We start from the raw sequence: 25,660 nt of genomic DNA, 5'->3' as shown, positions 1-25,660 counted from the left end.
CTGCCTGAACGCTCGTTCATCGACGAACGGCCAGTAAGTTTCGATATACGGCGGCCCGGACGGTGGAACCCTACGTCTTTTGCACGGGCGGATCATAGCGCCATCTGCGGTCCAGATGACAGGAGGCGCCGCCCCTGCTAGCGGCTCCGCCGACATGACCGACCGTTCCAAGATCCGCAATTTCTCGATCATTGCCCATATCGACCATGGCAAATCGACCCTCGCCGACCGGCTGATCCTCCGCACCGGGGGCCTCACCGAGCGCGAGATGACGCACGGCCAGGTGCTCGACAACATGGAGATCGAGCAGGAGCGCGGGATCACCATCAAGGCGCAGACCGTCCGCCTCGATTACAAGGCCAAGGACGGAGAGACCTACACCCTCAACCTGATGGACACGCCGGGCCACGTCGACTTCGCCTATGAAGTCAGCCGCAGCCTTGCCGCCTGCGAAGGCGCGCTGCTGGTCGTCGACGCGGCGCAGGGCGTCGAAGCGCAGACGCTGGCCAACGTCTACCAGTCGATCGAGCATGACCACGAGATCGTGCCGGTGATCAACAAGATCGATCTTCCCGCCGCCGAGCCCGACAAGGTCAAGGCAGAGATCGAGGAAGTGATCGGGCTCGACGCCAGCGACGCCGTCCTGACCAGCGCCAAGAGCGGGATCGGGATCGAGGAAGTGCTCGAAGCCATCGTCACCCGCATCCCGCCGCCGAAGGGCGACCCCGACGCGCCGCTGAAAGCCATGCTGGTCGACTCATGGTACGACCCCTACCTCGGCGTCGTTATCCTGATCCGCGTCATCGACGGCTACATCCGCAAGGGCCAGGAAATCGTCTTCATGGCGGCCGGCACCAAGCATCTCGTCGACCGCGTCGGCGCGATGAACCCCAAGCTTCAGATGCTGCCGGAATTGGGGCCGGGCGAAATCGGGATCATCACCGCACAGATCAAGGAAGTAGCGCAGACCCGCGTCGGCGACACCATCACCGACGCCAAGAAGCGTGCGGCCGAGCCCCTGCCGGGCTTCAAGGAAGTCCAGCCCGTCGTCTTCTGCGGCCTGTTCCCGGTCGACGCCGCCGACTTCGAGAAACTGCGCGAAAGCATCAGCAAGCTGCGTTTGAACGACGCCAGCTTCTCCTTCGAGACCGAAAGCAGCGCGGCACTGGGCTTCGGCTTCCGCTGCGGCTTCCTCGGGCTCCTGCACCTCGAGATCATTCAGGAGCGGCTGACCCGCGAATATGACCTCGACCTCATCACCACGGCGCCGAGCGTCGTCTACACGCTGCACCTGTCGAAATCGAAGACCGAGGACGCGCAGACGATCGAACTGCACAACCCGGCCGACATGCCCGACATCAATCGGATCGCGTCGATCGAAGAGCCGTGGATCGAGGCGACCATCTACGTCCCCGACGAATATCTCGGGCCGATCCTGAAGCTGTGCCAGGACCGCCGCGGCATCCAGAAGAACCTGACCTACGTCGGCGGCCGCGCGCAGCTGACTTACGAGCTGCCCTTGAACGAAGTGGTGTTCGATTTCTACGACCGGCTGAAGAGCATGTCGAAGGGTTATGCGAGCTTCGACTATCACCAGATCGGGACGCGCGAGGGCGACCTCGTCAAGATGAACATCCTGGTCAACGAGGAGCCGGTCGACGCGCTGTCGATGATCGTCCATCGCGGCACCGCCGAACGACGCGGCCGCGGCATGGTCGAGCGGCTGAAGGAATTGATCCCCCGCCACATGTTCAAGATCCCGATCCAGGCCGCAATCGGCGGCAAGGTCATCGCCCGCGAGACCATCGGCGCGCTGCGCAAGGACGTGACGGCCAAGTGCTACGGCGGCGACGCGACGCGTAAGCGCAAGCTGTTGGAGAAGCAGAAGAAGGGCAAGGCGCGGATGCGGGAATATGGCAACGTCAGCATCCCGCAAGAGGCGTTCATCGCCGCGCTTCGCATGGGCGACGAGAACTAGGCCTACGCCCCGCCGGGCCGGCGAGGAACCGCTTTGCATCCGTGCCGGGCCGTGCAAGACCTGTGGCGTGAGCATCGGCCCGGAACAGCAAGCGAGTGCGCCGCAAGCATATCTGATCGCCGCGCTGCACGATGCTGGCGAGGGAGACCGGGCCGCTCTGCACCAGGTTTATGAACGGACCTCCGCGAAGCTGATGGGCATCTGCCTTCGTATCCTTCGTGACAGGAACGAGGCCGAAGAGGTGTTGCAGGAGGTGTTCATCAGCGTCTGGAACCGAGCGGGCACCTTTGATCCCAGCCGCTCGAGCCCCCTGACGTGGTTGTGCACAATCGCCCGCAACAAGGCGGTCGATCGGCTGCGGTCGCGCCGCGCCCACCGTGCGGACGCGCCGTTCGCGGAAGCGCTTGAGCTTGCCGACGATGCTCCCGATGGCTTCGCTGCCGCCGCTTCACGGCAGGAAGGCGAGCGCATCCTTTATTGCTTGTCGACTTTGGAAAAGCGCTCGCAGGAGGTCATCCGCACCGCCTTCTTTGACGGGCTGAGCTATTCGGAGCTGGCGGCGGCCGCCGGCGTTCCGCTGGGCACGATGAAAAGCTGGATCCGCCGCGGGTTGCAGCGCCTCAAGGCCTGCCTCGAAGGATGAGCGAGGAAGTGCCCCTCGCCGCGGAATATGTGCTTCGCCTGCTCGAAGGGGCGGACTTGCTCGAGGCGCAAAGGCGGGTCGCGACCGATCCGGCGTTCGCGGCCGAGGTGAGCTGGTGGGAAGAGCGCCTCGCGCCGTTGTTCGATGAATTCGCCGACGCGCCGCCCTCGCCCGAGCTGTGGGCGACAATCCTCCGCCGCCTGGACGAGCCCGGCGCCAAGGTCGTGGTGCTCAAACGGCAGCTTGCGCGCTGGCGGGCGGCTGCCGCCGTTGCGGCGGTTGCGGCAATTGTCCTTCTCGGACTTCAGCTCCGGCCGGAGCCGCCACTGCCGGCGCCTGTTCCGCAAGTACGGCCTGCCCCGTTGCTGGTCGCCTCGCTGGTCGGCGAGGAAGCGCCCGAGGCACTGACCGTGGCTTATCGTCCGGACGCGCGCGAACTGGTCATCACGCCGGCCCGGGTCCGTGCGCCTGCCGGCCGCTCCCGCCAGCTGTGGCTGATCCCCGAAGGCGCGCAACCGATCTCGCTCGGCCTGGTCGCCAGCGAAGGATTGCAGCGCCGCGTCCTCACCGCGGCGGTTGCAAACCGCTTCGCAAGCGGGGCGACCATTGCCCTCTCGGACGAGCCAAGCGGCGGCTCACCCACTGGTCAGCCGACGGGCGCCGTACTCGCGTCAGGTGGTCTCAGCAGCATATAAGCGAAGCAATGCGCCCCTGCTTGATCATCCGACGCCCCGCGAGATCGCCGGAACTTTCCCGTTAAGCTGCCGTTTAACTAACCAACATAGGTTTGTCTCGTGAAGGGTTGCTGTGTTGCGTTCAACTCTTCCAACAACCTCGCGAATGACGTTCAGGCGGTCTGATCCGCTCGCAACCACTTCGCCCTCCTCCGGTACTGGCGCGACAATCTTCACGTCTGCGCATCCGATCCAACCGCAAATCCGTAGCTGCTAAGCTGGCGTGAGCCCTGCTCTCGCCTGCCGGCCGCATTGTCTGGTCAACCAGGGTGAGAGGAAGTGGGATGTTTGAAAATGGTGGCGTGGATGCGCTTGAGAGGATCGAGCAGCGGCGCAAAGGTCGACGAGACTTCTTCCGGATTGCTGCCACAGCAGCGGTAACCGCGCCCCTGGCGCTCACCCTTGGCGGCCAGCCGGTCACCGCGCAGACCGCGGTCACCGATGCCGACATCCTGAACTTCGCGCTCAACCTCGAATATCTTGAAGCGCAATTCTACCTGTACGCAGTCACCGGCACGGGGCTTCCGACCGGCCTTACAACCGGCACCGGCACGCAAGGCGCCGTGACCGGCGGGCGCAAGGTCAATTTCACCGACCCGCTGGTTGCCCAATATGCCAACGAGATCGCCTCGGACGAGCAGGCCCACGTCGCGTTTCTCCGCAACGCGCTTGGCGCTTCCGCGGTGGCACAACCGGCGATCGACATCGGCACCGATCCCAATGGCGCCTTCTCCACCGCGGCGCGTGCCGCCGGGCTGGTCGGCGCGGGGCAGAGCTTCGACCCTTATTCGAGCGACGAGAATTTCCTGCTCGGTGCCTTCATCTTCGAGGACGTCGGGGTCACCGCCTACAAGGGCGCCTCGCCCTTGATCACCAACAAGACCTTCCTTGAGGCCGCCGCCGGCATCCTCGCGGTGGAAGCCTATCATGCGGCGCTGGTCCGCACGACGCTGTACCGCAAGGGCATCCAGACCCCCGCGCTGGTCCAGGCGACGGAGGCCATCTCCAACGCTCGCGACAGCCTCGACGGGCCGAGCGACAAGGACCAGGGCATCGCGCCGCGCGACAATGCGTCCAACATCGCGCCGCTCGACGGCAATGGCCTCGCCTACAGCCGCTCGGCGGGCGAGGTGCTGAACATCGTCTACCTGACGCAGCTGGCGCGCACCCAGGGCGGGTTCTTCCCCGCCGGCGTGAACGGCAACATCCGCACCAGCCAGGCCAACTGAGCCGATTTATCAGCCCCTTGGCGGGCCGGAGACGAACCATGATCGAACAGGATACCATGAACGAAGTGCTCGCCGCTTGCGACAAGCGACGCGATGCACGCCGGGCTTTCCTTCGCGCCAGCAGCACGGCTGCGGTGCTGGTCGGGGCCGGCGCGCTTGCCGGCTGCGGCGGCGGTGGCGGCGGCGGCAATGACGAGCCGCTGATCCAGGTGCCGGGAACACCGGGCACGCCGCCCCCGACCGGAACCCCGGCGCCGGGCACCATCTCGGACCCCGACATCCTCAACTTCGCGCTGAACCTCGAATATCTCGAAGCGCAATTCTATTCCTTTGCCGCGTTCGGGACCGGCCTTGCCGCAAACCTCCTGACCGGCACGGGCACCCAGGGCGCGGTGACGGGCGGCCGGCAGGTTACCTTCACCGACCCGCTGGTCGCCCAATATGCCCGCGAAATCGCGGTCGACGAACGCCAGCATGTCGCCTTTCTGCGCTCCGCCCTTGGCAGTGCGGCGGTGGCCCAGCCGGCCATCGACATCAGCGCCACGGCCAACAGCGCCTTCTCCGCGGCGGCGCGCGCGGCCGGGCTGATCGGCGCTGGCCAGGCGTTCGACCCTTATGTCAATGACGAGAACTTCCTCCTTGGCGCGTTCATCTTCGAGGATGTCGGGGTCACCGCCTACAAGGGCGCCTCGCCGCTCATCACCAACAAGACCTTCCTTGAAGCGGCGGCAGGCATCCTTGCTGCCGAAGCCTACCATGCGGGACTGGTCCGCACGGTGCTCTACGCCAAGGGGCTGCAGACCCCTTCGCTTCGCACCGCGACCGAGCAGATCTCGGACGCCCGCGACACGCTCGACAACCCGGCCGACGTCGATCAGGGCGTCGCGCAGCGCGGGGCGGCGTCCAACATCGTGCCGGCAGACAACAATGCCATCGCCTACAGCCGGACGCCGGGCGATGTGCTCAACATCGTCTACCTGACCGCGGCAGCGGCCCAGCAGGGCGGCTTCTTCCCGGCCGGCGTCAACGGCAACGTCCGCGTCAGCACCGCTGGTTGATCATCAGGGGAGTTCGGGCGTCTCGCCCGGCTCCCCCTTTGTCCAGACACACAGGGGATCCACATGAAAAGACTGTTCCTCGCCAGCGTCGCCCTGCTCGGGCTCGCGGCACCTGCAGCGGCGCAAAATAGCGGCGCTTATTTCGGGATCGAAGGCGGCATCCTGTCGCCCAAGACCAATCGCGCCGACGTGAATGCCGATTTCACCAGCGTGCAGACGCCGACCACCCCGGCCGGCCCGGCCACCGTGGCCGACACGCTGCTGCCCGGCGCCATCCGTATCGATTACAAGCGCGGCTACGACGTGGATGCGATCGCCGGTTACGATTTCGGCTTCCTCCGCACCGAGGTCGAACTTGGCTACAAGCGCGCCAAGCTCAATGAATATCGCTTCAGCGATGCGTCGCTGGCGACACTCAGCACCGCGCTCAACCGCCCGTCGGCCGCACCCGATCCGTTTGCGCCGGGCTTTCCCGCCCTCACCACCGCCGATGTCGATGGCCGCATGACCATCTATTCGGCGATGGCCAACGCGCTGCTCGATCTCGGCAACGATCGCTTCTCGGTCTATGCCGGCGGCGGCTTTGGCCGTGCGCGGGCGAAGCTGCTTGGCAACCGCGACGATGCCTGGGCCCACCAGCTGATCGCAGGCGCCCGTTTCGCGCTGTCGGACAACATCGATTTCGGCCTCAAGTATCGCTACTTCCGCACCAACCGGCTGGAGCTTGGCGACAGCGAGACGACGGTGGTGCAGGGCAATCCCGACCTCCTCAACCTCGGCACTACGTCGTCGCCGGTGTTCGTGGAGCGGCGGACCAGCGTGGCGCTCGACACGCAGTTCAACGAGCGCTTCCGCTCCCACAGCCTGCTTGCCAGCCTGATCTTCAACTTTGGCGCCAGGGAAGCCGCGGCACCGCCACCGCCCCCGCCGCCCCCTCCGCCGCCCGTAGCCGAAGTGGCGCCGCCACCGCCGTCGCAGACCTGTCCCGATGGAAGCGTGATCCTCGCCACCGACGCTTGCCCGGTGCCCCCGCCCCCGCCGCCTCCGCCGGAGGTCGCGCCGGTCCGCGGCTGATTGTTGCGCGCGGAGCCGGCGGACAGGGTCAAGCCTTGTTCGCCGGCTCCGGCGTAATCGCTACAATGTTGAGTAAGCCGCCCGGGATGCGAAACCTCAGCGCTCGCTGAGGTAGTACCTGTCCTGCCGCTGGAGATGATCGTCCAGCTCGTAGACGATCGGCTGTCCGGTCGGGATCTCCAGGCCAGTGATGTCGGCGTCCGAGATGCCGGACAGATGCTTCTCCAGCGCACGCAGGCTGTTGCCATGCGCCGCGATCAGCACCCGTTCGCCGCGGCGGAGGCACGGGGCGATCTCGGCTTCCCAATAAGGCAGCACGCGAGCGATGGTGTCCTTGAGGCTCTCGGTCGCGGGAACGTCGATACCGGCGTAGCGGCGGTCCTCCTGAAGCGAGGCGTAGGGGCTATCGCCTTCCAGCGGCGGCGGGGGCACGTCGAAGCTGCGGCGCCAGATCTTGACCTGTTCTTCGCCGACCTTGGCCACCGTCTCGGCCTTGTTGAGCCCGGTCAGCCCACCGTAATGGCGCTCGTTCAGCCGCCAGTCCTTGGTCATCGGCAGCCAGATCCGATCCATCGCGTCGAGGGCGAGATTGGCGGTGCGGATTGCGCGCTTCTGCACGCTGGTGAACACGCGATCGAGATCGATACCCTTGTCGCGCATCAATGCGCCCGCTGCTCGCGCTTCGGCCTCGCCATGTTCGGTCACGTCAACGTCCCACCAGCCGGTGAAACGATTTTCGAGGTTCCACTGGCTCTGGCCGTGGCGAAGGAGGACGAGGGTCGGCATCGGCTTACTTCGTCTCCAGCTCGGGCAGGATCTGGTGCAAGGCATCGAGGCAGGAGTGCGCGAGCTTCTTGCTCCGCTCCGGGCTCCAGCCGTGAATCGGATCGGCCAGCGGATCGTGATCCTTGAACGGCATTTCCAGCGTCATCGACACGCAGCCATAGCGTTCGGCGAGCTGGGTGGTGCTCATCGACAGGTTGGCTTCGCCCGGACGCGACAGTTCATAGCCCTGCTGCGTCTGGAAGTCGGGGCAGATGCGCTCCAGCGTGTTGGCGAAGAGGTGATAGAGCTCCTCCTGCCGGGGCTTGAGACTGGGGATTCCTTCGAAGCCCGCAAGGAAGTTGGCGGCGATCGCCTCGTCGCCGTGGATGTCCATCGCGAACACCGGCTTCTGCTCGTCCATCGCATTGCGGACGCAGAGTACTTCGGGGCTGCGCTCGGCCGACGGAGCGTGCCATTCGCGGTTGAGATTCACGCCCGCGGCGTTGGTGCGCAGATGCCCGCGCGCCGACCCGTCCGGATTCATGTTGGGCACGCAATGGAAGGTGCAACGTGCACGCAGCGCGCGGCCAACCGGATCGTCATAATCGACCAGCTTTTCGAGCGCGCCTTCCATCCACCATTCGGCCATGCTCTCGCCCGGATGCTGGCGGGCATAGAGCCAGACGGTGAGCGGCCCCTCACCGATGGTCAGGCAGTCGATCGGCTGCCCGTCGAGGCTTGTGCCGAGCGTCCGGTAGCGGACCCCGTCGATCTCGGCGATGGCGGAGACGAGATCGTGGTGCCGCTCCATCGAGTAAGGCGCGAAATAAGCCACCCACAGGAGGTCGCTGTCGACCTCTACGTCGATGGTGAGCACGCCATTGTCGTAGCTCGTCTCGGCCTGAACCCAGGTCTCGCGGTCGGTCGACACGCGCGCCTGATAGCCCGGCCATCCCATCGGGTAGGCAGCGTTGGCGCAGTTGGTGAGGCGCAGGGTCAGCGCCTGGTTGCGCACGCCCGACAAGCGGAAGTGGAACCACTGATAGAAGTCGGAATGGGCGTCCTGATTGATCTCCAGATCGAGGACGCTGCCTTCGGCCTTGGTGAGCTTGATGTTGCCGCTGTCGAAGGCGCTGCTGACGATGATGGACATGGGGCCGCGCCTTAGTGGCTCAGCGCTCAGTGGCCAAGAAGAAAGCCACCGCTCATTGCGCCGTGCAGCACCGCCGCCTGCAGTGACGCCATCTCGTCCGCCCAATAGCGATCGGCTTCGAGGTGCGGACTGATCGCGCGGACCTTGGCGTGCAGCGCACCGAGCGGCGCCGAGGTCGCGAGCGGCGCGTGGTAATCCACCCCTTGCGCGGCGGTGATCAGCTCCACCGCGATGACGCCGGCCGCATTGCGGGCGACGGTAGCCGCCTTGCGCCCGCTGATCGGGGCCATCGAGACATGATCCTCTTGGCCTGCCGAGGTCGGGATTGAATCGACCGACGCAGGGAAGGCGAGGCTGCGGTTCTCCGCCACCAGCGCGGCGGCGGTGACCTGCGGGATCATCAAGCCGCTGTTGACCCCGCCATCGTCGGTCAGGAACGCTGGAAGGCCGCTCATCTTGGGATCGACCAGCACGGAAATGCGACGTTCCGAGAGGCTCGCGACTTCACATAGCGCCATGGTGATGGTGTCGGCGGCGAAGGCCACGGGCTGGGCGTGGAAGTTGCCGCCGGAGATGGCGTGATCACCCTCCTCGCCGCTGAACAGGATCGGGTTGTCGGTCACGGCAGCAGCCTCGATCGTCAGCGTGCGCGCGGCATTCTCAAGCAGGTCGAGCGCGGCGCCCATGACCTGCGGCTGGCAGCGGAAGCTGTAAGGATCCTGCACCCGGCCGCAGCGATGGTGCGAGGAGACGATGGCCGAGCCGTCGAGCAGGCGGCTGAGCTCGCCCGCAACACGGATCTGTCCCGGCTGCCCCCGAAGTGCCGAGATGCGCGGGTCGAATGGCTTGACGCTGCCTTTCAGCGCATCGACCGCCAGCGCGCCGGCGTGCAGCGCGGCGCCGAACACGCGCTCCGCCGCGAACAAGGCGTCGAGCGCCACCGCGGTGCTGAACTGCGTTCCGTTGATGAGCGCGAGGCCTTCCTTTGGCCCAAGCTCCAGCGGCGTGCGCCCCATACGTTCCAGCGCCGCGGCGGCGGGCAGGCGCTCACCAGCGAGATCGATCCAGCCATGCCCCATCAGCGCGGCGGTCATGTGGGCCAGCGGCGCCAGGTCGCCCGAGGCGCCGACCGACCCCTGTGACGGGATCACCGGCATCGCATCCGCGTCGAGCAGCGCCTGCAACGCGTCCACCACCGCCCGCCGCACTCCCGAATGCCCGCGCCCGAGGCCGAGCAGCTTCAGCACGATCATCAGCCGCGTCACATGCCGCGGCGTCGCTTCGCCGAGGCCGCAGCTGTGCGACAGGATGAGGTTGCGCTGCAGCTCGGCCAGCCGATCGTGCGGAATGCGTTCCTGCGCAAGGAGGCCGAAGCCGGTGTTGATGCCGTACACCGTCTCCCCGCCGGCGACGATGCGCGCCACTGCCGCGGCGGATGCATCGATGCGGCCAAGTGCGGCGTCGTCGAGGCGGGCAGGCGACCCGCTCCACAGCTTGCGAAGGGTGGCGAGGGTGATGGCTTCTGGGTCGAGGCTAAGCATGCCCCCGCTTAGTGCGGAACCGCTTGCGGGGGGAGAGGCGATGAAGAAGCTATGTGAGCATCCCTGATGGTACTTTGCTTGGATGGGCGAACGTCTGCTAACGACCCAAAGCGGACACCCAGTTAGACGGTTGCAGCCAGTTACCTTGGTCTGCCACACGCGACCGTTGAGGAAACTGGATGGGCTGCCGTGACTGAGCTTGGAATACCGCCTGCCGCTACGCGAGACCCACGAGCATTTGAGATGATGCGTGTGTGGATTGCAGAACATCGACTGCACTGCGCGATGAATATCGGCGTCTACGAAGCGCAAGGCATCGCTGAAGAAAGAGCATGGGGCATTATCTTGGCGGATGCAGCGCAGCATCTTGCTGACGCTCTCTCGTCCGAAGGGCTGCGCGAAAGAAAAGATGTTCTCAGGGACATTCGGACTCATTTCCAAGCAGAACTCGATGACCCCACCTCAAGAACATGCGGCTCATTTCGCGATTAGCCGATGTCCGCTTTCCACCCAAAGCAGACGTTCGGCCTGCGCCTTGCACAATAGGAATTCGGTCGCTCTACTAACCTGGGCGGTTCGCCGCGAGGCTCCTTCTCATCTTTTGTTATCCATCAGCGGCCAGGTCACGGCGTGAGACCTTCGTGACCTTCCCGAAGTAGCGGAAAACGAACGCTGCTAACGCAAAGGTCACCGCGCCGAGACCCCCCGCAACCGGTGACCTTTTTGACCTTTGCCAAAGGTAGCGTGGCTTAAGCGAGGCTCGGCAGGTCCAGACCCTGTTCGCGGGCGCAATCAACCGCTTCCTCATACCCCGCGTCGGCGTGGCGCATGACCCCGGTCGCGGGGTCGTTCCACAGCACGCGCTCCAGTCGCCGCGCCGCTTCATCGGTGCCATCGGCGACGATCACCATCCCGGCATGCTGGCTGTAGCCCATGCCAACCCCGCCGCCGTGGTGGAGCGAGACCCAGGTCGCGCCGCTGGCGGTGTTGAGGAGGGCGTTGAGTAAAGGCCAGTCGCTGACCGCGTCGCTGCCGTCTTTCATCGCTTCGGTCTCGCGGTTGGGCGAGGCGACCGAGCCGCTGTCGAGATGGTCGCGGCCGATGACGATCGGGGCGCTGACTTCCCCTTTGCGGACCATTTCGTTGAAGGCGAGGCCGAGGCGGTGGCGCTGGCCGAGGCCGACCCAGCAGATGCGCGCCGGAAGGCCCTGAAAGGCGATCCGCTCGCGGGCCATGTCAAGCCAGCGGTGAAGGTGGGGATCGTCGGGGATCAGCTCCTTCACCCGCTGGTCGGTGCGGTAGATATCCTCGGGATCGCCCGACAGCGCGACCCAGCGGAACGGCCCGACGCCACGGCAGAACAGGGGACGGATGTAGGCCGGCACGAAGCCGGGGAAGTCGAAGGCATGTTCGACCCCGGCATCGAGCGCTTCCTGGCGGATGTTGTTGCCATAGTCGAAGACGGGAATGCCCTCGGCCTTGAAGCTCAAGAGCGCTTCGACATGCCGGGCCATGGAAATGCGCGCAGCGGCGGCGGTGCCTTCGGGATCGCGCTCGCGGCGCTCAATCCATTCGGCGACGGTCCAGCCCATCGGCAGATAGCCGTTGACTGGGTCGTGGGCGCTGGTCTGGTCGGTGATGGCATCGGGCCGGATACCGCGGGCAAGCATTTCGGGCACGATCTCGGCGGCGTTGCCGAGCAGGCCGACGCTGGTCGGCTCGGTCGCCGCGGCGATGATCTTCAGCGCCTCGTCAATGGTGGCGGCACGGCGGTCGAGGTAGCGAGTCTCGAGCCGCTTCTCGATCCGGCTTTCCTGGCATTCGATAGCGATACAGTGCGCGCCGGCCATCACCGCCGCCAGCGGCTGCGCGCCGCCCATACCGCCTAGCCCGGCGGTCAGGATCCACTTGCCCGAAAGATCGCCGCCGAAATGCTGGCGCCCCATTTCGGCAAAGGTCTCGTAGGTGCCTTGAACGATCCCCTGCGTGCCGATGTAGATCCAGCTGCCGGCGGTCATCTGGCCGTACATCATCAGCCCGGCGCGATCGAGCTTGTGGAAATGCTCCCAGGTCGCCCATTTGGGGACGAGATTGCTGTTCGCCAGCAGCACGCGCGGGGCGTCAGGGTGGGTGCGGAAGACGCCAACCGGCCTGCCCGACTGGACCAGCAGGGTCTCGTCGGCTTCCAACCGCTCAAGCGTCTCGACGATCCGGTCAAAGCTCGCCCAGTCACGCGCGGCGCGGCCGATCCCGCCGTAGACGACGAGGCTTTGCGGGGCCTCGGCGACCTCGGCGTCGAGGTTGTTCATGAGCATCCGCACCGCGGCTTCGGTCTGCCAGCTCTTGGCGACCAGCTCAGGTCCGCGGCGGGCCCGGATGAGGCGCTGATTGTCGCGGCGGTCGATCACTGTTCCTGTCCCCCGAAGATACGTCGTTCCGGCATGAGGCCCAGCCAGTAGCCGAGCTCGGCGGCTTCCGCGATCCGCCACACGGCAAGGTCGGCGGCCTTGCCCGGCTCGATCGACCCGATCTCGCTGACGAGGCCGAGCGCTCGGGCGGCGTTGATGGTCATGCCCGCGATCGCTTCTTCCGGCGTCAGGCCAAAAAGGTTGCAGGCCATGTTCATCGCAAGCTGCGGGACCAGGCTGGGCGAGGTGCCGGGATTGCAGTCGGACGCAACGGCCATTGCCACGCCATGCTTGCGGAGTAGATCGACCGGCGGCTGCTTGGTCTCTCGCAAGGTGTAGAAGGCGCCGGGCAGCAGAACCGCGACCGTTCCTGCCGCCGCCATCGCCGCTGCGCCCGCTTCGTCGAGATGCTCGAGATGGTCCGCCGACAGCGCCTGGTAGCGGGCGGCGAGCGCAGCGCCGTTCTGGTTGGACAGCTGCTCGGCATGGAGGCGCACCGGCAGGCCGTGCGCGGCGGCGGCTTCGAACAGGCGCTCGGTCTCTGCCGGCGTGAACGAGATGCCTTCGCAAAACGCATCGACAGAGGTCGCCAGCCCGAGCCTCGCCACCGTCGGCACCAGTTCGCTGATCACTTGCTCGACATAAAGCTCGCGGTCCGCGCCGGCTGGCAGGGCATGGAGGGCGAGCAGGGTCGGCACCACCCGCACCGCTTCCGAGCGGCCGAGCGTGCGGACAACGTTGAGGAGGCGAAGCTCCGACGCGGGGTCGAGGCCGTAGCCGGATTTGATCTCCACCGTCGTCACGCCGCCGCGCATCAAGGCGTGCAGGCGGATGCGGCTTTGCTCGAGCAATTCGGTGACGCTGGCGGCGGCAGTGGCGCGGACGGTGGAGGCGATGCCGCCGCCCGCCCGCGCAATCTCTTCATAGCTGGCGCCGGCGCGGCGCTGGGCATGCTCGGCTGCACGGGTGCCGCCGAATACGAGGTGGGTGTGACAGTCGACCAGCCCCGGTGTCACGAACGCGCCGCCAAGCGGCACCACCTCGGCAGCACGGGTGCCGGCGAGCTCCGTGCGGCGGCCGACGCGGACGATCCGGCCGCCGTGAATCCCGATCGCCGCATTGTGGATCAGGCCGAGCGGATTGCCCGGTGCGGGAACCATCGTCAGGGCATGGCAGTCGGTCAGCAGGCGGTCCCACATGGGACAAGGCCTTAGGCTGCTGCTAGAGCACAAGGCAATGACCAGCGCCTGGCCCAACCTGTTCGACCTTCTCCTCCCCGCCCATGCCGAGGCACCCGTCGGGCTGATTGGCGCACCGCTCGGCACCGGATCGGTGACGCCCGGCCGCTGCGACCTCGCTCCGGCTGCGCTCCGCGGGGTGTTGCGGCGGATCGGCACCTACGACCTCGATAGCCGGCGGGAGATTGCGTCGACCATCGCCGATCATGGCGATGTCGCGCTCGACGGCCTCGACATCGAAGCGGCGACCAGCCCGATCCGCGCGGCGGTGCAGGCGTCGGTCGAGCGGCATGCGCTGACCCTGCTGATCGGCGGGAACAATGCGGTGACGCGGCCGGGGTTGCTCGGGATGGCGGATGCTCTCGGGGTTGGCATTGAGGAAGTGGGCCTGATCACGCTTGACGCGCATTTCGACATGCGCGGGCTTGAGCAGGGGCTCAGCAATGGCAATCCGGTCCGCGCGCTTCGTCAGGACGGCCTGCCGGGCGCCAACGTCGTGCAGATCGGCCTCGCCCCGTTCGCCAACTCGCGCGCGATGCATGAGGATGCGCTGGCGGGCGGGCATCTCGTGGTGACCCTGCAGGACACGCTGCTCGAGGACGGCGGCGAGACGGTCGAGGCTGCGCTCGCGCATTTGGCGGGCTGCAAGGCGATCTTCCTCGACTGCGACATCGATGTGATCGAGCGGAGCCAGTTTCCCGCCGCACCCGGCGCGCGGCCGGGCGGCATGATCGATGTCGAGTTCTTCGCCTTCGTCCGCCGGCTTGCCGCCGAACCCAAGGTGCGCGCGATCGACCTCACCGAATGGGATCCGCCACTCGACCCGTCCGATCTCAGCGCCCTCGTCGCCGCGCGGTGGCTGGCGGAGGTTCTCGCCGGCTTCGAGGCTCGACCCTAAGCCATCAGTTCCTCAATGGCGGCAGCGAGCGCTGCGGCGCTGACGGGCTTCTTCAGGATCCTCGCCCGGCCATCCACCGCCGCGTCGATCGCCTCGCTGTCGGCGAAGCCGGTCAGGAACAGGAGCTTCAGGTCCGGCATGCGGTCGAGCACGTTGGCCGCAAGCTGCGCGCCGTTCATGCCCGGCATGGCATAATCGAGCATCATCAGATCCGGGCTCATCCGCTCCAGCAGCAGCAAGGCCTGCGGACCATTCTCGGCTTCGGTCACCCGGTGCCCGCTGCCGCGCAACATGTCGGCGACGGCCTGCCGCACTTCGGGATCGTCGTCGACCAGCAGCACATCGGCGGAACGGGTCGGCGCTGAGCGGGTCGTGCCCATACCCGGCGCATGGCTCGCGACCTCCGTCTCCGCAGCGCGCGGCAGGTACATGGTGACGGTCGTGCCCTCGCCCGGCGTGCTGTCGATGCGGAGATCGCCGCCGGCCGCGCGGGCGACGCCGTAAGCCATCGACAGCCCTAGTCCGGTACCGTGCCCCGGCCCTTTGGTAGTGAAGAAGGGCTCCAGCGCACGCTCGACGATCTCGCGGGTCATGCCGACGCCGTGATCGACGATGCGGATCGCCACCCGGTCGCTCTCCGCCTCGGCCTGGATCAGCAGGCGGCCGCCCGAGGGCATGGCATCGCGCCCGTTGATCGCGAGATTGAGGATGGCGAGTTCGAGTTGGGTCGGATCCGAGCGGACCACGCCGAGGTCAGGTCCAACGTTGAGCTGCAGGTCGGCCGTAGGACCGACCGAGTTCCGCAGGAGCTCCGACATGCCGCGCAGGAGATTGCCGACATCGATTGCGGTCGCTTCCAGCCGCTGTCGCCGGGAAAAGGTCAGCAGCTGCCCGGTCAGCCTGGTTCCCCGTTCGGTGGCCTGCGCCGCATTGGCGGCCCAGCGCAGCACCTTGTCCTTGTTGTCGGGCAGCATCTGAATCAGCTCGAGATTGCCGGAAATCGCTTGCAGCAGATTGTTGAAATCGTGCGCGATGCCTCCGGTCAGTTGGCCGACCGCTTCCATCTTGTTGGCCTGCACCAACGCCGCCTCGATCCGCTCGCGCTGCTGCACTTCGGCGCGAAGCTGCGCCAGCACGGCATCGCGCTCAGCCAGGGCGGCGGCCAGTTCGTCATTCTTTCGCTGCAGCATGGAAGGACTTGGGATCGCCAGCGCCTGCGGGAGCAGCGTCCACAGCAGGATGGCGGTCGGCACACTGGCAGCGGCCGTGATCGCCTTGATCACGGCTTCGGCCGCATAATCGCCATGCCACAGGTTCCAGATTCCCATGAGGTGGGTCAGTCCGCACGACAGGATGAACAAGGCGAACAGCCAGAACATCTTGCCGAACTCGACGTCCGGCCGTTTGCGGAGAAAGGTGATCAGCGCGATCGGAATCGAAAAGTAGGCCGCCGCGATCAGGGCGTCGGACACTACGTGGGTCCAGATCAGCTCGGGCTGCCACAACAGGCAATAGCCGTGCGGCGCATAGTCCCCGGCAAAAAAGCGTTCACACTGTCCAGCATCAAGGCCCCGTGCAGCGCGGGAGGAAAGGCCGCGCGGGCAAAACCTACGTCTGCCGTCGCAGCATGCCAATCAGCGATCAGAAACGGGTCAGCAGCTCGGCAAGCTCGACCGGGGTCAGCGGGTGGCGAAGCTGTTCGCAGCGGCACTGGTTGGGCCGCTTGTCCGGCCGCCGCCGGAGTAATCGCGTGCCGTGCCGAAAGCGCCCGGCGGTCACCTGGTCGTAGAGCACCTCGACCACGAGGCTCGGCTTCAGCGGCGTCCATTGCACCGTCCGCTCACTCGACCAGCGGCTCGCCTTGTCCGGGCGGTTGCCGGTGAAGCCCTCGCCGCCTTCGAGCGGCTTCAGCTCCTCGGCCCAAGCCCGGCGCTCGGCCGCCTTGAAGCTGGAGCAGAAGCCGACGTGATGGAGCAATCCATCGTCGGCGTAGAGGCCGAGCAGGAGGGAGGCGACGCCATTGCCCTTGGTTTCGGTACGATAGCCACCAACCACGCAATCAGCGCTGCGGTGGCGCTTGATCTTGAGCATCGCGCGTTCACCGGCGCGATACGGTTCGTCTGCGCGCTTCGCCACAACCCCGTCGAGCGCGCCGCCGCTGCGCTCGAGCCAGTCTTTGGCCTGGGCAATCTCGCCGGTTTGCGGGGAAAGCAGCAGCCCTTGGGCTTTTGCCTTGCCGACGAGCTTCTCCAGGCGCACGCGCCGTTTCGCGAGTGGGAGGGCGGAGAGATCATCCTTGCCTTCGCTGAGGAGATCAAAGGCCATGAACAGCGCCGGGGTCTCGGCCGCCAGCTTGCGGATGCGGCTCTCGGCAGGGTGGAGGCGCTGAGACAGGGCATCGAAGCTGAGCCCGTCCGGGGTCTCGATGATCAGTTCGCCGTCCAGCGTCAGGTCGCCGCCCGGCAGGCCGGCGATCAGCGCCTCGACCTCCGGAAAGTAGCGCGCCAGCGGTTTGCCCGACCGCGACCACAGGGCGACCTCACCGCCGCTGCGGACCGCGAAACAGCGGAAGCCGTCCCACTTGGGTTCGAAGCGCCACTCCTCGCCGATTGGCAGCTCCTCGACCAGCAAGGCTTCCATGGTGGTTGGCGCAGTCATGCGAGCTCAATCCACACGGGCGCATGATCGCTGGTCTTCGGAAGCGCCCTGGCCGAGCGGTCGACACCGGCGGTCCGGAGGCGCTTGGCGGCTGCCGCGTTCAACAGGTGGTGGTCGATGCGGAGCCCGGCATCGCGTGCGAACGCATTCCGGAAATAGTCCCAGAAGGTGAAGATCGTCTCGTCCGGGTGGAGGGTGCGAAGAGCGTCGGTCCAGCCGGCATCGGTCAGCCTGGCGAACGCCTCGCGAACGTCCGAGACGAACAAGGCGTCCTCGGTCCACCGTTCCGGCTTGTAGACGTCACGCTCGGTCGGGATGATGTTGTAGTCGCCGGCCAGCAACACCGGCTGGTCTAGCGGCAGGAGCTCGGCGGCCAGCGCTTCGAACGCGGCCAGCCACTTCAGCTTGTAATCGAACTTGGGGCCGGGGCGGGGGTTGCCGTTGGGCAGGTACAAGCACCCGATCAGAATGCCGTTCACCGCCGCTTCGATATAGCGGCTCTGCGAGGCATCGGGATCGTCCGGCAGGCCGCGGCGGGTCTCCACCGGCGTGCAGCCGCGGGCGAGGATGGCGACGCCGTTCCAGCTCTTCTGCCCGTGCCAGATCGCGCCGTAGCCGGCTTCTTCCAGCGGTCCTTGCGGGAACTTCTCGTCCGGGGCCTTCAGTTCCTGCAGGCACACGACGTCAGGGCTGGTCGCAGCAAGCCATTCCAGCAGCACGGGCAAGCGGCCGTTGACGCCGTTCACATTATAGGACGCGATCCGCACAGGCATGTGAACATCTCGCATGGCGCGAAGCTCCCGAGCCGCCCTAGCTTCCTCCCACAAAATCTGGGGTACCGGGGGCATGCGGGGCGACAGCGGGGATGTGGCATGGGTGCTGGTCGCAACGGCGCTTGTCTGGATGATGCTGATGCCCGGACTGGCGCTTTTCTATGGCGGCCTGGTACGTGCCAAGAACCTGCTCAGCGTGCTGGCGCAGGTGCTTGGCATCGGCGCAGTTACGGTTCTGGTGTGGGTAGGGTGGGGATATAGCCTTGCTTTTGCAGATGGATCGGCGCTGATTGGCGGGCTCGGCAAGGTCGGCATGGTGGGTATTGGTCCGACGGCGGCCTGGCCGCTAGCAACGGCCGGGAAGGCGATCCCAGAGCTGCTGTTCGCATGCTTCCAGATGACCTTCGCCGCAGTTGCTACCTCTCGTCATCGGTGCGCTGGTCGAGCGGGTGCGGTTCAGCGCCATTCTCGCTTTCGCGGTCCTGTTCCTGACCTTCGTCTATGCGCCGCTGGCCCACATGGTGTGGTCGTCCGACGGGCTGCTGTTTGGGATCGGAGCGATCGACTTCGCCGGTGGCACGGTGGTGCACATCAACGCCGGAATTGCGGGGCTGGTCGGCATGGCAATGGCAGGGCCGCGGATCGGTCACCTCAAGGAAGCCATGCCGCCGCACAGCCTGGCTCTGGTGATGATCGGCGCAGGCCTCCTGTGGGTCGGCTGGATCGGAAGCGCTTCAGAAACTACCTGCTCCGGAAGCGATCACCGCGGAGCTTTCGGGTGATGTTTCTACGCTTGAAGGAAGCCTCCGCGACCTGGGTCCTGAGGTCGACGTTGCGCAACTCGACGAGCAGGTTCGCACTACACAAGCCGCCCTTACTGCGGCGAGCACGACCGTCGATGTGGCCAGGGACGAAGAACAGAAGGCCAGCAGAGCCGTTGCTCTCTCGGCGCAGGAACTGAAGCTTGCGCTTGGGGAAATTCCCGATTGGCTCCAATCGACGATAGCGCTCACCCGTGAGCAAGAACGGCTAGATTCAGAAATTGCGAAGCGCGTTTCAGCACTAGAAGCCGCCCAAGAAGGCCATGCGACTTGTCAAACCGCATCGGCAACCGCGAATGCCAACCTCGCTAACGCTCAGAAGCGGCTCGCGGAGGAGCGGGCGCGAGCGCAGCGGCTCTCGGAGCAGCTGGATACCAGGCTTTCGGAGCAAGGTTTGTCAGCCGGGGAGTATGGACAGCTAAAGCGAGAGCTCAGCCTAATCGAGAAACTTTCAGCTCGTTGTGATGAGCACGACCGCAACCTCAACTCGGCAAGAGGCCGGCTGGAGCAAGCCAAAGCCGCCATTGCCGCAGTGGATCGGCCCAACTTATTTGCGCTCGAGCAAGCACAATCGGAGGCGGAGAGCGCCGCCAAGGCCGCTCATAACGCGTCAGCAGATGCGTCAGCAGGCCTAAAGACGCTTCAGATGCTGGCAGATGACCTCAAGAGTGAATTCGAACGCTTGGAACGTATAGAAGCGGAAAGCGGTCCGTTGCGGGCGCTCGCGGCGGCCTTCAGGGGAGAGAACCAGGCACGGATACCGCTCGAGACCTACGCGATCGGGGCGCTCTTCGATCACGTCCTCGCATCCGCCAACCTGCGCTTCGGACCCATGAGCGGCGGACGATATCGCCTGGAGCGCAACGTTGAGGCAGCGGGAGGCCGCGCAAAGCGCGGGCTCGACCTCCGCGTTCATGACGTGCACACCGGCCGCGCTCGGGAGATCTGCACACTCTCGGGCGGTGAGACCTTCATTGCGGCCCTTTCTCTTGCCCTTGGTCTCTCGGACGTGGTCGAGACCAGCCATGGCAAGATTCGGCTCGATACGATCTTTATCGACGAAGGCTTTGGTAGCCTCGACGCCGAAGACGAGAGCGGGACACTCGACCAGGTTCTCCAGGTCCTTCAGAACATTGTGGGCCGGAACCGCGCCGTCGGTGTCATCTCACACGTGTCTCTTGTTCAGCAGGCAATCCCGAACGGCTTCACAATTCGCAAAGAGCTATGTGGGAGCTCCGTCGACAAACGGGCGGCGTAGCCTCCCGTAGAATTGAATACGGCACAGCTACGGCACTAAAATCCTCCAGCGATTGGCGCGCTTGTAGCGTTCGAGCTCTCCGCGCCGCGACATGGCATCTAGCCAACGTTCCAGCGGATACGTGCCGTTCGAGAAGCCTGTCTGGCGAATGAACCTGTCAAGAAATTCGGCTTGAGCCAACTCTCCCGCGCTTGAATGCGACCGCACGTATCTTGAGAAGTCCTCGTAGCTGCTGATCGTCTCGACGGAGCGTTCAACCTCTTCTCGGACAGGCACCTGCAAACCGAGATTGTCACTCAGAACCACACTGCTGAAGCTGGTGAGCGCCTCTCGATCCCCCGTCTCGGCAAGGGCGCGGGCTACCTGTCCGACAAGATACCAGTTGAAGTCGCCTGACCAGCGGTAGTCATCCAGGAAGAGCAAACTATCCTCTTGGTCCAGCTGATCGTCGGTCGCCGACGCAATCCACTCCTCACGATCACCGACCACCTCGATCCCGGCCTCCGCCGCTTCGGTTCGCAGCCACGTAATCGCATCGTGACGCAGGCGAATGGCCTCAGTCAGCAATGCTATTGCCTTTGCTAACGCCTGTGGGTCATCAAGGTCGTCGAGCGTGCTCGCTCGCTTGTTGAGCCGGTTGAGAGCTTTAACGGCCGTGTGATCTTCGAATTTCTGGGCGAGGCTCCAGATATCCACCTCGTCTAGTGCGTTCTCGTCAGGCGCGAAGTCTCCAGCATCATCAATCCTGCCCACCGCCTCCCCCGAGAGCATCTGGCCAGCGGCCTGCTGAAAGAGCTCTCCAACCTCATCCTCGGAGTAGCCGGTCAGCAGCAGAATTTTGGCTGCAGAGCCGAGAACCTCTTGCGCCACGGCTTCGCGGTTCACCCCTCCGACACTGAAGCTGTAAGTCACCATAGAACCTCCGGGAGGGGGCGTCGGCCGCCTTTGCATATAGCACTCCCATCTTTGAACCGCTTTATCCAGCCAACTCTGATCCGATCCAGAACGCTGTCGCCGCCTCCGAGCCGTTCCTAGAGGCGCTAGCTCTCGCTGCCTCGCTACGCGTCGCTCCCGCCTTGCCTCCGGCGATCATGCCGCCCACCGCGCCGCCGCAAACAAGGGCGCCAGGGTTCTGATCAGCGTCAGCGGGCGCGTCTCACTCGGGGCGAGCGTGTTCCGGCAGATCCGCTCGGAGACGGCGCTCGGCGGAACTAACGCCTGGGATCAGGCGCTCGCCGCCAGCATCGATACGCTGCGGCGGCTCATCGAGCGGACGCGCCAGCGCGCGGCCGCCGCCGCGTCGACCAGCCTGGCCCTCGTGAAGCTGCAGCGGCAGGAATTTAGCGGCCGCGCCTAGCTAGATGCGGCCTGCAGCGAGAGGCGGAGCCCGTCCTTCGTCTGCTTACGTGCGTGTCCTGACCAGTAGCGGAACGACTGTCTTGAGCTCGCCCGAGTAACGCTGCCCCGTGTCTCTCAAGCAGCGCCGGCCACTTTTGGACATGAGCGAACGGCGCTTTTGGGTAGCTAGTCACGGCCTCAATGCCTGCCTTGGACGTCTAAGCAGACGCTACTACAATCTCGAGCCGCGGCATGTCGTGGCGGTCAGTTCCGACCGGAGGGCGCGACGTCATGAAGTTGTGCGAGACGACTTTGCGGCGGCAAGGATGTCCTTCTTCGGAGCGTACGCAAATGCAGCAGGCGGTCCTCTCGTTCAATTAGCCGTAGACAGCAGCCGAGCCGGTAACTAATTTGTTCACACTGCATTGAGTAGGAAGACTGCGGCTCTCTGCATTAGGATTTGTCGCTGCGTGCTTCAGGCGCGGCACTCGTAGATCGACAGGGGCGCACCCTCCCCTCTCTTTTCGACCCTGGCGCGGTTGGACCAGGACCCAAGCCTCCCCTCTCGGGGATTATGTCGATGCTGACGCCATCGACACGACGGCTGAAGGTCCGAGAGCGTGCGTCACGAGAAGATATTTCCTTCACGCGCTGGTGATGCCAGCCATCCGGGCGCCTGCTCACTGCCTGCAATCGTGGGTGTCGACGCGATGGACTCGTCCATCTCCCCGGTCGGTGATGTTACGCTCTGGCCAACTTTGGACCCCCGCCCGGTCCCTGAGTGGCAGTCTCCTCGACAATCCTGCTCTGAACTCAGCACTCTGCGGGAAAGCATGCTGGATGCGGTCTTGTCGCTACTGGTGCGCCGACTTTTGGCCGAGCACATCGCGACTGCAGGCTTAGAGAAGGACTAAAGATGACCGGCAAGCCACGAGCGATAGGTTACGGTCGGTTTAGCGATGAGAAGCAAAGTCCCACCTCAACGGCGGACCAAGGGCGAAACATAGCCGCTTATGCCAGCGAGAAGGGGATGGAACTGATAGCCTATCTCTCTGACGACGCGATTACCGGAGCCACAATGGCACGCCCGGGACTTCAGGCAATGATCCGGGCCGTGGACGCCGGCGAAGTCGACGTCGTGATCATTGAGGATGTGGATCGCCTTGGACGTGATGAGGAATATCTTCAGTTTCTGAAGAAGCTCTATGCTCGCCGAGATGTAGTGCTGCATACCTTGGTCGGTGGCGGGCCCATCGATGACCTGCTGTTTAGCTTTAAGGGCATCATCAGCGAGGCACACCGCAAGAAGATTGCGTACTGGTCCCGTCGCGGGCTGGTAGGCAAGGCGGAGCGTGGCGGCTTCACTGGGGGCCGCACTCTTGGATATGAGCGTGAGGTCTCTTCGACGCTGCCGAACGGCGTAGTGGAAGATAGGATCATCATCGATCCTGAAGGTGCGGACCTCGTTCGCACAATCTTTCAAATGTATGCGGACGGCCTATCGCTGAAACAAATCTGCGTTCATCTTGACGGGCTTGGCGTTCCTTCACCTGGAGCTGCGATGAAGCGGAAGAAGTCCAGCATTGGCTGGAATCCCTCCACGCTGTCTGGCAACATCGAACGAGGTGAAGGATCCTCAACAACCGCCTCTACATCGGCGAGCGCATCTTCAACCGCCGCCGTTATGTTGAGGAGCCGGACGGCAAAGGAGGCATCAAACGCCGCCCGCGAGACAACGACCGCAGTCTCTGGAGGGTCTCTATGATGCCGGAACTGCGGATTATCTCAGAGGATCTCTGGAGCGCCGTCAAAGCACGCCAAGCGCTCGAGCGCACGCGGCGAGATCAAAAGTTCGGGCTCAGCAAGAACCCGCTAGCAGGCGCCAAGAGGCCGACCTATCTTCTAACGGAGTTGGTCATCTGTGGAGGCTGCGGCGCCCAGTACGTCGCTTCTGGCGGAGGCCGCTGGCGTTGCCGGCTCAATCTTCGGAAGGGTGCCTGCACAAACAATCGTTCAATCACTACTGTTGAGTTGGAAGGCCGAGTGCTCGCCGGTGTGAAGCGCAAGCTACTCACCCCGGAGCTGATCGCTCGCTTTGTGCGGATGATGCAAAAAGAAATTGCGCACGCGAACCGGGAACGGGAGCAGGGCAGAACGTTTGCCGACCACAAGCTCCACGATCTTCAGGCTCGCATCGGCAAGATCGTTCGCCAGATCGAGGAGGACGACGATTTTCCTAAGGCGCTCATGCAGCGCCTCAAGGAGCTCGAACGTGAGGAGGAGCAGCTTCGCGAAGAGCTCGACGCCACTCCGATCCCAGAGCCTATCGTCATTCCGGAAAACTACGCCAAAACATACGAGAAGGCAGTGGCAGGGATCGAGCAGCACCTGACCGGCGATGATGCAGTGCAGGCCCGTGAAACAATCCGCTCTTTGATCGAGAAGGTCGTCATCCAGCCTTCTTCCGCACGGCAGGAGCCACTCGAGCTTGAGCTGCACGGAGACCTATGGCGAATGATTGATTTCGCTCAGACAGCGTCTCAGCCCCTAGGTAAAGGAAGGCAGGCCAAAAACGGCAACGGCCCCCAGCTTGTGGCTGGGGGCCGTATGACACCGTTGGTTGCGGGGGTAGGATTTGAACCTACGACCTTCAGGTTATGAGCCTGACGAGCTACCGGGCTGCTCCACCCCGCGTCACCAGTTCGAGCCATCATTCGACAGCCCAGAAGCTCCTTGTTGCTTCGATCCGACAAGCGGATCAAAGCGCGGGCTGCTCCACCCCGCGTCACCAGTTCGGTCCCCCTCGCGGCGGACCTGCGCCTCACGACGATCGCAAGCAATCGTCCGGAGACAAGAACGCCGCCGCTACCCGAAAGGGCAAGCGGCGGCGTACTTCAACATGTGAATGGGATTCTCTTGTGCCCGCCGGCTGCAAAGCCTGGCGACGACCTACTCTTCCGCAGCTTAAGCTGAAGTACCATCGGCGCAGTCTGGTTTCACGGCCGAGTTCGGGATGGGATCGGGTGGGTCACAGACGCTATGGTCACCAAGCTATGAAGCCGGCGGGACAAGAGGTTTCTAGAAATCGATGGGAGACCAAATCTTGGCGTCATCTAGCTGAGTGACACACCTTTTCGATCAGCAGAACTGTCGATGATGGTGGGACTCTCAAGCGCGAACAGAGCAATTAGGACCGGTTAGCTCCATGCATTACTGCACTTCCACACCCGGCCTATCAACGTGGTGGTCTTCCACGGCTCGATGATACCTTATCTTGAGGGAGGCTTCCCGCTTAGATGCTTTCAGCGGTTATCCCGTCCATGCATAGCTACCCAGCTGCGCCGTTGGCACGACGACTGGTGCACCAGAGGCATGTTCACCCCGGTCCTCTCGTACTAGGGGCAACTCCTCTCAAGTATCGACGCCCACGGCAGATAGGGACCAAACTGTCTCGCGACGTTCTGAACCCAGCTCACGTACCACTTTAATTGGCGAACAGCCAAACCCTTGGGACCTGCTCCAGCCCCAGGATGTGATGAGCCGACATCGAGGTGCCAAACAACCCCGTCGATATGAGCTCTTGGGGGTTATCAGCCTGTTATCCCCGGCGTACCTTTTATCCGTTGAGCGATGGCCCTTCCACGAGGGACCACCGGATCACTATGACCGACTTTCGTCTCTGCTCGACTTGTCAGTCTCGCAGTCAGGCAGGCTTATGCCATTGCACTCTAACAGACGGTTTCCAACCGTCCTGAGCCTACCATCGCGCGCCTCCGTTACTCTTTAGGAGGCGACCGCCCCAGTCAAACTACCCGCCACAGAGGGTCCCTGCACCGGATAACGGTGCGAGGTTAGACTGTAGAAAACAACAGGGTGGTATTTCACATTGTGGCTCCACACGAGCTGGCGCCCATGCTTCAAAGCCTCCCACCTATTCTACACAATTGTTTCCCACAGCCACTCTGAAGCTGCAGTAAAGGTGCACGGGGTCTTTCCGTCTAACCGCGGGTACTCCGCATCTTCACGGAGAATTCAATTTCGCTGAGCATCTCCTGGAGACAGTGGGGAAGTCGTTACGCCATTCGTGCAGGTC

The 25,660-nt window shown here is 64.5% G+C and carries 22 protein-coding genes, 1 tRNA gene, 2 rRNA genes and 2 pseudogenes (1 of these 27 running past the window's edge); 14 read left to right on the top strand and 13 right to left on the bottom strand.

The features are described 5' to 3' along the window. The first annotated feature begins 154 nt into the window (after positions 1–154). The 6 genes from lepA (at position 155) to ACP69Z_RS04165 (ending at position 6,716) form a co-directional block, all read left to right on the top strand. Complete coding sequence (gene lepA, locus ACP69Z_RS04190; protein WP_426268042.1) at positions 155–1,978, top strand: translation elongation factor 4; 1,824 nt, start codon at positions 155–157, stop codon at positions 1,976–1,978. Positions 1,979–2,045: 67 nt separating this feature from the next. Continuing rightward, a complete protein-coding gene (locus tag ACP69Z_RS04185) occupies positions 2,046–2,621 on the top strand; it encodes a sigma-70 family RNA polymerase sigma factor (protein ID WP_426266283.1) in 576 nt (191 codons plus the stop codon). Continuing rightward, positions 2,618–3,316 carry an anti-sigma factor gene (locus ACP69Z_RS04180; protein ID WP_426266282.1) on the top strand — a complete coding sequence of 233 codons (699 nt, stop codon included), beginning with the start codon at positions 2,618–2,620 and terminating at the stop codon, positions 3,314–3,316. Before ACP69Z_RS04185 ends, ACP69Z_RS04180 begins: the two co-directional genes overlap by 4 nt. A 323-nt stretch (positions 3,317–3,639) precedes the next feature. After that, positions 3,640–4,584, top strand: a complete 945-nt coding sequence (locus tag ACP69Z_RS04175; protein WP_426266281.1) for a ferritin-like domain-containing protein — start codon at positions 3,640–3,642, stop codon at positions 4,582–4,584. Between the two features lie 38 nt (positions 4,585–4,622). Beyond that, complete coding sequence (locus ACP69Z_RS04170) at positions 4,623–5,642, top strand: ferritin-like domain-containing protein (protein ID WP_426266280.1); 1,020 nt, start codon at positions 4,623–4,625, stop codon at positions 5,640–5,642. 63 nt (positions 5,643–5,705) lie between these two features. Continuing rightward, a complete protein-coding gene (locus ACP69Z_RS04165) occupies positions 5,706–6,716 on the top strand; it encodes an outer membrane protein (RefSeq protein WP_426266279.1) in 1,011 nt (336 codons plus the stop codon). A 96-nt stretch (positions 6,717–6,812) separates the two neighbouring features. On the opposite strand, the gene gpmA is transcribed toward ACP69Z_RS04165, so the two are convergent. The 3 genes from gpmA to hutH are packed head-to-tail and all read right to left on the bottom strand — an operon-like array spanning position 6,813 to position 10,175. Next, positions 6,813–7,502: a 2,3-diphosphoglycerate-dependent phosphoglycerate mutase gene (gene gpmA, locus ACP69Z_RS04160; RefSeq protein ID WP_426266278.1), complete on the bottom strand. Its 690-nt coding sequence runs from the start codon at positions 7,500–7,502 to the stop codon at positions 6,813–6,815. Positions 7,503–7,506: 4 nt separating this feature from the next. Then, positions 7,507–8,634: a M14 family metallopeptidase gene (locus ACP69Z_RS04155; protein WP_426266277.1), complete on the bottom strand. Its 1,128-nt coding sequence runs from the start codon at positions 8,632–8,634 to the stop codon at positions 7,507–7,509. Positions 8,635–8,660: 26 nt separating this feature from the next. Further along, positions 8,661–10,175 carry a histidine ammonia-lyase gene (gene hutH / locus ACP69Z_RS04150; RefSeq protein ID WP_426266276.1) on the bottom strand — a complete coding sequence of 505 codons (1,515 nt, stop codon included), beginning with the start codon at positions 10,173–10,175 and terminating at the stop codon, positions 8,661–8,663. Between the two features lie 189 nt (positions 10,176–10,364). On the opposite strand from hutH, the gene ACP69Z_RS04145 reads away from it, so the two are divergent. Continuing rightward, positions 10,365–10,667: a DUF5076 domain-containing protein gene (locus ACP69Z_RS04145; RefSeq protein ID WP_426266275.1), complete on the top strand. Its 303-nt coding sequence runs from the start codon at positions 10,365–10,367 to the stop codon at positions 10,665–10,667. A gap of 257 nt (positions 10,668–10,924) precedes the next feature. Here the strand turns inward: ACP69Z_RS04145 and hutU are convergent, their stop codons facing one another. Next, positions 10,925–12,580: a urocanate hydratase gene (hutU, locus tag ACP69Z_RS04140; RefSeq protein ID WP_426268041.1), complete on the bottom strand. Its 1,656-nt coding sequence runs from the start codon at positions 12,578–12,580 to the stop codon at positions 10,925–10,927. Continuing rightward, positions 12,580–13,782 (bottom strand): imidazolonepropionase, encoded by a 1,203-nt coding sequence (gene hutI, locus ACP69Z_RS04135; protein WP_426266274.1) that lies wholly within the window; start codon positions 13,780–13,782, stop codon positions 12,580–12,582. The genes hutU and hutI overlap by 1 nt, the downstream gene beginning before the upstream one ends. On the opposite strand from hutI, the gene ACP69Z_RS04130 reads away from it, so the two are divergent. Continuing rightward, positions 13,781–14,719 (top strand): arginase family protein, encoded by a 939-nt coding sequence (locus tag ACP69Z_RS04130; protein ID WP_426266273.1) that lies wholly within the window; start codon positions 13,781–13,783, stop codon positions 14,717–14,719. The genes hutI and ACP69Z_RS04130 overlap by 2 nt on opposite strands. On the opposite strand, the gene ACP69Z_RS04125 is transcribed toward ACP69Z_RS04130, so the two are convergent. From ACP69Z_RS04125 to xth, 3 genes are all read right to left on the bottom strand, one after another. Further along, positions 14,716–16,224 (bottom strand): response regulator, encoded by a 1,509-nt coding sequence (locus ACP69Z_RS04125; RefSeq protein WP_426266272.1) that lies wholly within the window; start codon positions 16,222–16,224, stop codon positions 14,716–14,718. The two genes, ACP69Z_RS04130 and ACP69Z_RS04125, sit on opposite strands and share 4 nt — an antisense overlap. Before the next feature lie 136 nt (positions 16,225–16,360). Further along, positions 16,361–17,377: an ATP-dependent DNA ligase gene (locus tag ACP69Z_RS04120; RefSeq protein ID WP_426266271.1), complete on the bottom strand. Its 1,017-nt coding sequence runs from the start codon at positions 17,375–17,377 to the stop codon at positions 16,361–16,363. Further along, entirely contained in the window at positions 17,374–18,144 is a 771-nt protein-coding gene (gene xth, locus ACP69Z_RS04115) for an exodeoxyribonuclease III (RefSeq protein ID WP_426268040.1), read from the bottom strand. The genes ACP69Z_RS04120 and xth overlap by 4 nt, the downstream gene beginning before the upstream one ends. Before the next feature lie 19 nt (positions 18,145–18,163). Between xth and ACP69Z_RS04110 the strand changes: the two are divergent. The 3 genes and pseudogenes from ACP69Z_RS04110 to ACP69Z_RS04100 form a co-directional block, all read left to right on the top strand. After that, positions 18,164–18,511, top strand: a pseudogene (locus tag ACP69Z_RS04110) (hypothetical protein); the annotation flags it as partial. Between the two features lie 52 nt (positions 18,512–18,563). After that, positions 18,564–18,932: a hypothetical protein gene (locus ACP69Z_RS04105; RefSeq protein WP_426266270.1), complete on the top strand. Its 369-nt coding sequence runs from the start codon at positions 18,564–18,566 to the stop codon at positions 18,930–18,932. Positions 18,933–19,050: 118 nt separating this feature from the next. Then, positions 19,051–20,229, top strand: coding sequence for an SbcC/MukB-like Walker B domain-containing protein (locus ACP69Z_RS04100; protein WP_426266269.1), 1,179 nt, complete (start codon positions 19,051–19,053; stop codon positions 20,227–20,229). 27 nt (positions 20,230–20,256) lie between these two features. Here the strand turns inward: ACP69Z_RS04100 and ACP69Z_RS04095 are convergent, their stop codons facing one another. Further along, entirely contained in the window at positions 20,257–21,144 is an 888-nt protein-coding gene (locus ACP69Z_RS04095; RefSeq protein WP_426266268.1) for a hypothetical protein, read from the bottom strand. Positions 21,145–21,400: 256 nt separating this feature from the next. Between ACP69Z_RS04095 and ACP69Z_RS04090 the strand changes: the two genes are divergently transcribed. From ACP69Z_RS04090 to ACP69Z_RS04080, 3 genes and pseudogenes are all read left to right on the top strand, one after another. Further along, positions 21,401–21,586, top strand: coding sequence for a hypothetical protein (locus ACP69Z_RS04090; protein ID WP_426266267.1), 186 nt, complete (start codon positions 21,401–21,403; stop codon positions 21,584–21,586). A gap of 897 nt (positions 21,587–22,483) precedes the next feature. Beyond that, positions 22,484–23,332: a recombinase family protein gene (locus ACP69Z_RS04085; RefSeq protein WP_426266266.1), complete on the top strand. Its 849-nt coding sequence runs from the start codon at positions 22,484–22,486 to the stop codon at positions 23,330–23,332. Next, a pseudogene (locus ACP69Z_RS04080) lies at positions 23,221–23,613 on the top strand (recombinase zinc beta ribbon domain-containing protein); the annotation flags it as partial. The gene ACP69Z_RS04085 and the pseudogene ACP69Z_RS04080, both read left to right, overlap by 112 nt. A gap of 21 nt (positions 23,614–23,634) precedes the next feature. Here ACP69Z_RS04080 and ACP69Z_RS04075 read toward each other — a convergent pair. The 4 genes from ACP69Z_RS04075 to ACP69Z_RS04060 form a co-directional block, all read right to left on the bottom strand. Next, a complete protein-coding gene (locus tag ACP69Z_RS04075) occupies positions 23,635–24,066 on the bottom strand; it encodes a hypothetical protein (RefSeq protein ID WP_426266265.1) in 432 nt (143 codons plus the stop codon). A 118-nt stretch (positions 24,067–24,184) separates the two neighbouring features. After that, a tRNA-Met gene (locus ACP69Z_RS04070) sits at positions 24,185–24,261 on the bottom strand. A gap of 242 nt (positions 24,262–24,503) precedes the next feature. Then, a 5S ribosomal RNA gene (rrf, locus tag ACP69Z_RS04065) occupies positions 24,504–24,618 on the bottom strand. 116 nt (positions 24,619–24,734) lie between these two features. Then, positions 24,735–25,660: ribosomal RNA gene (locus ACP69Z_RS04060) — 23S ribosomal RNA — on the bottom strand; it runs 1,867 nt beyond the window's last position.

Source organism: Sphingomonas sp. LHG3443-2 (assembly GCF_049896405.1).
Classification (GTDB): Bacteria; Pseudomonadota; Alphaproteobacteria; order Sphingomonadales; family Sphingomonadaceae; genus Sphingomicrobium.
The sequence above is the reverse complement of the archived record's forward strand: the minus strand, read 5'-3'. Positions and strand labels throughout refer to the sequence as shown.

Bases quoted from the DNA above. Each gene is read 5' to 3' on its own strand.
- lepA (WP_426268042.1), top strand. From the start codon at position 155: ATGACCGACCGTTCCAAGATCCGCAATTTCTCGATCATTGCCCATATC.
- ACP69Z_RS04180 (WP_426266282.1), top strand. From the start codon at position 2,618: ATGAGCGAGGAAGTGCCCCTCGCCGCGGAATATGTGCTTCGCCTGCTC.
- ACP69Z_RS04175 (WP_426266281.1), top strand. From the start codon at position 3,640: ATGTTTGAAAATGGTGGCGTGGATGCGCTTGAGAGGATCGAGCAGCGG.
- ACP69Z_RS04170 (WP_426266280.1), top strand. From the start codon at position 4,623: ATGATCGAACAGGATACCATGAACGAAGTGCTCGCCGCTTGCGACAAG.
- ACP69Z_RS04165 (WP_426266279.1), top strand. From the start codon at position 5,706: ATGAAAAGACTGTTCCTCGCCAGCGTCGCCCTGCTCGGGCTCGCGGCA.
- gpmA (WP_426266278.1), bottom strand. From the start codon at position 7,502: ATGCCGACCCTCGTCCTCCTTCGCCACGGCCAGAGCCAGTGGAACCTC.
- ACP69Z_RS04155 (WP_426266277.1), bottom strand. From the start codon at position 8,634: ATGTCCATCATCGTCAGCAGCGCCTTCGACAGCGGCAACATCAAGCTC.
- hutH (WP_426266276.1), bottom strand. From the start codon at position 10,175: ATGCTTAGCCTCGACCCAGAAGCCATCACCCTCGCCACCCTTCGCAAG.
- ACP69Z_RS04130 (WP_426266273.1), top strand. From the start codon at position 13,781: ATGGGACAAGGCCTTAGGCTGCTGCTAGAGCACAAGGCAATGACCAGC.
- hutI (WP_426266274.1), bottom strand. From the start codon at position 13,782: ATGTGGGACCGCCTGCTGACCGACTGCCATGCCCTGACGATGGTTCCC.
- ACP69Z_RS04120 (WP_426266271.1), bottom strand. From the start codon at position 17,377: ATGACTGCGCCAACCACCATGGAAGCCTTGCTGGTCGAGGAGCTGCCA.
- ACP69Z_RS04095 (WP_426266268.1), bottom strand. From the start codon at position 21,144: ATGGTGACTTACAGCTTCAGTGTCGGAGGGGTGAACCGCGAAGCCGTG.
- ACP69Z_RS04085 (WP_426266266.1), top strand. From the start codon at position 22,484: ATGACCGGCAAGCCACGAGCGATAGGTTACGGTCGGTTTAGCGATGAG.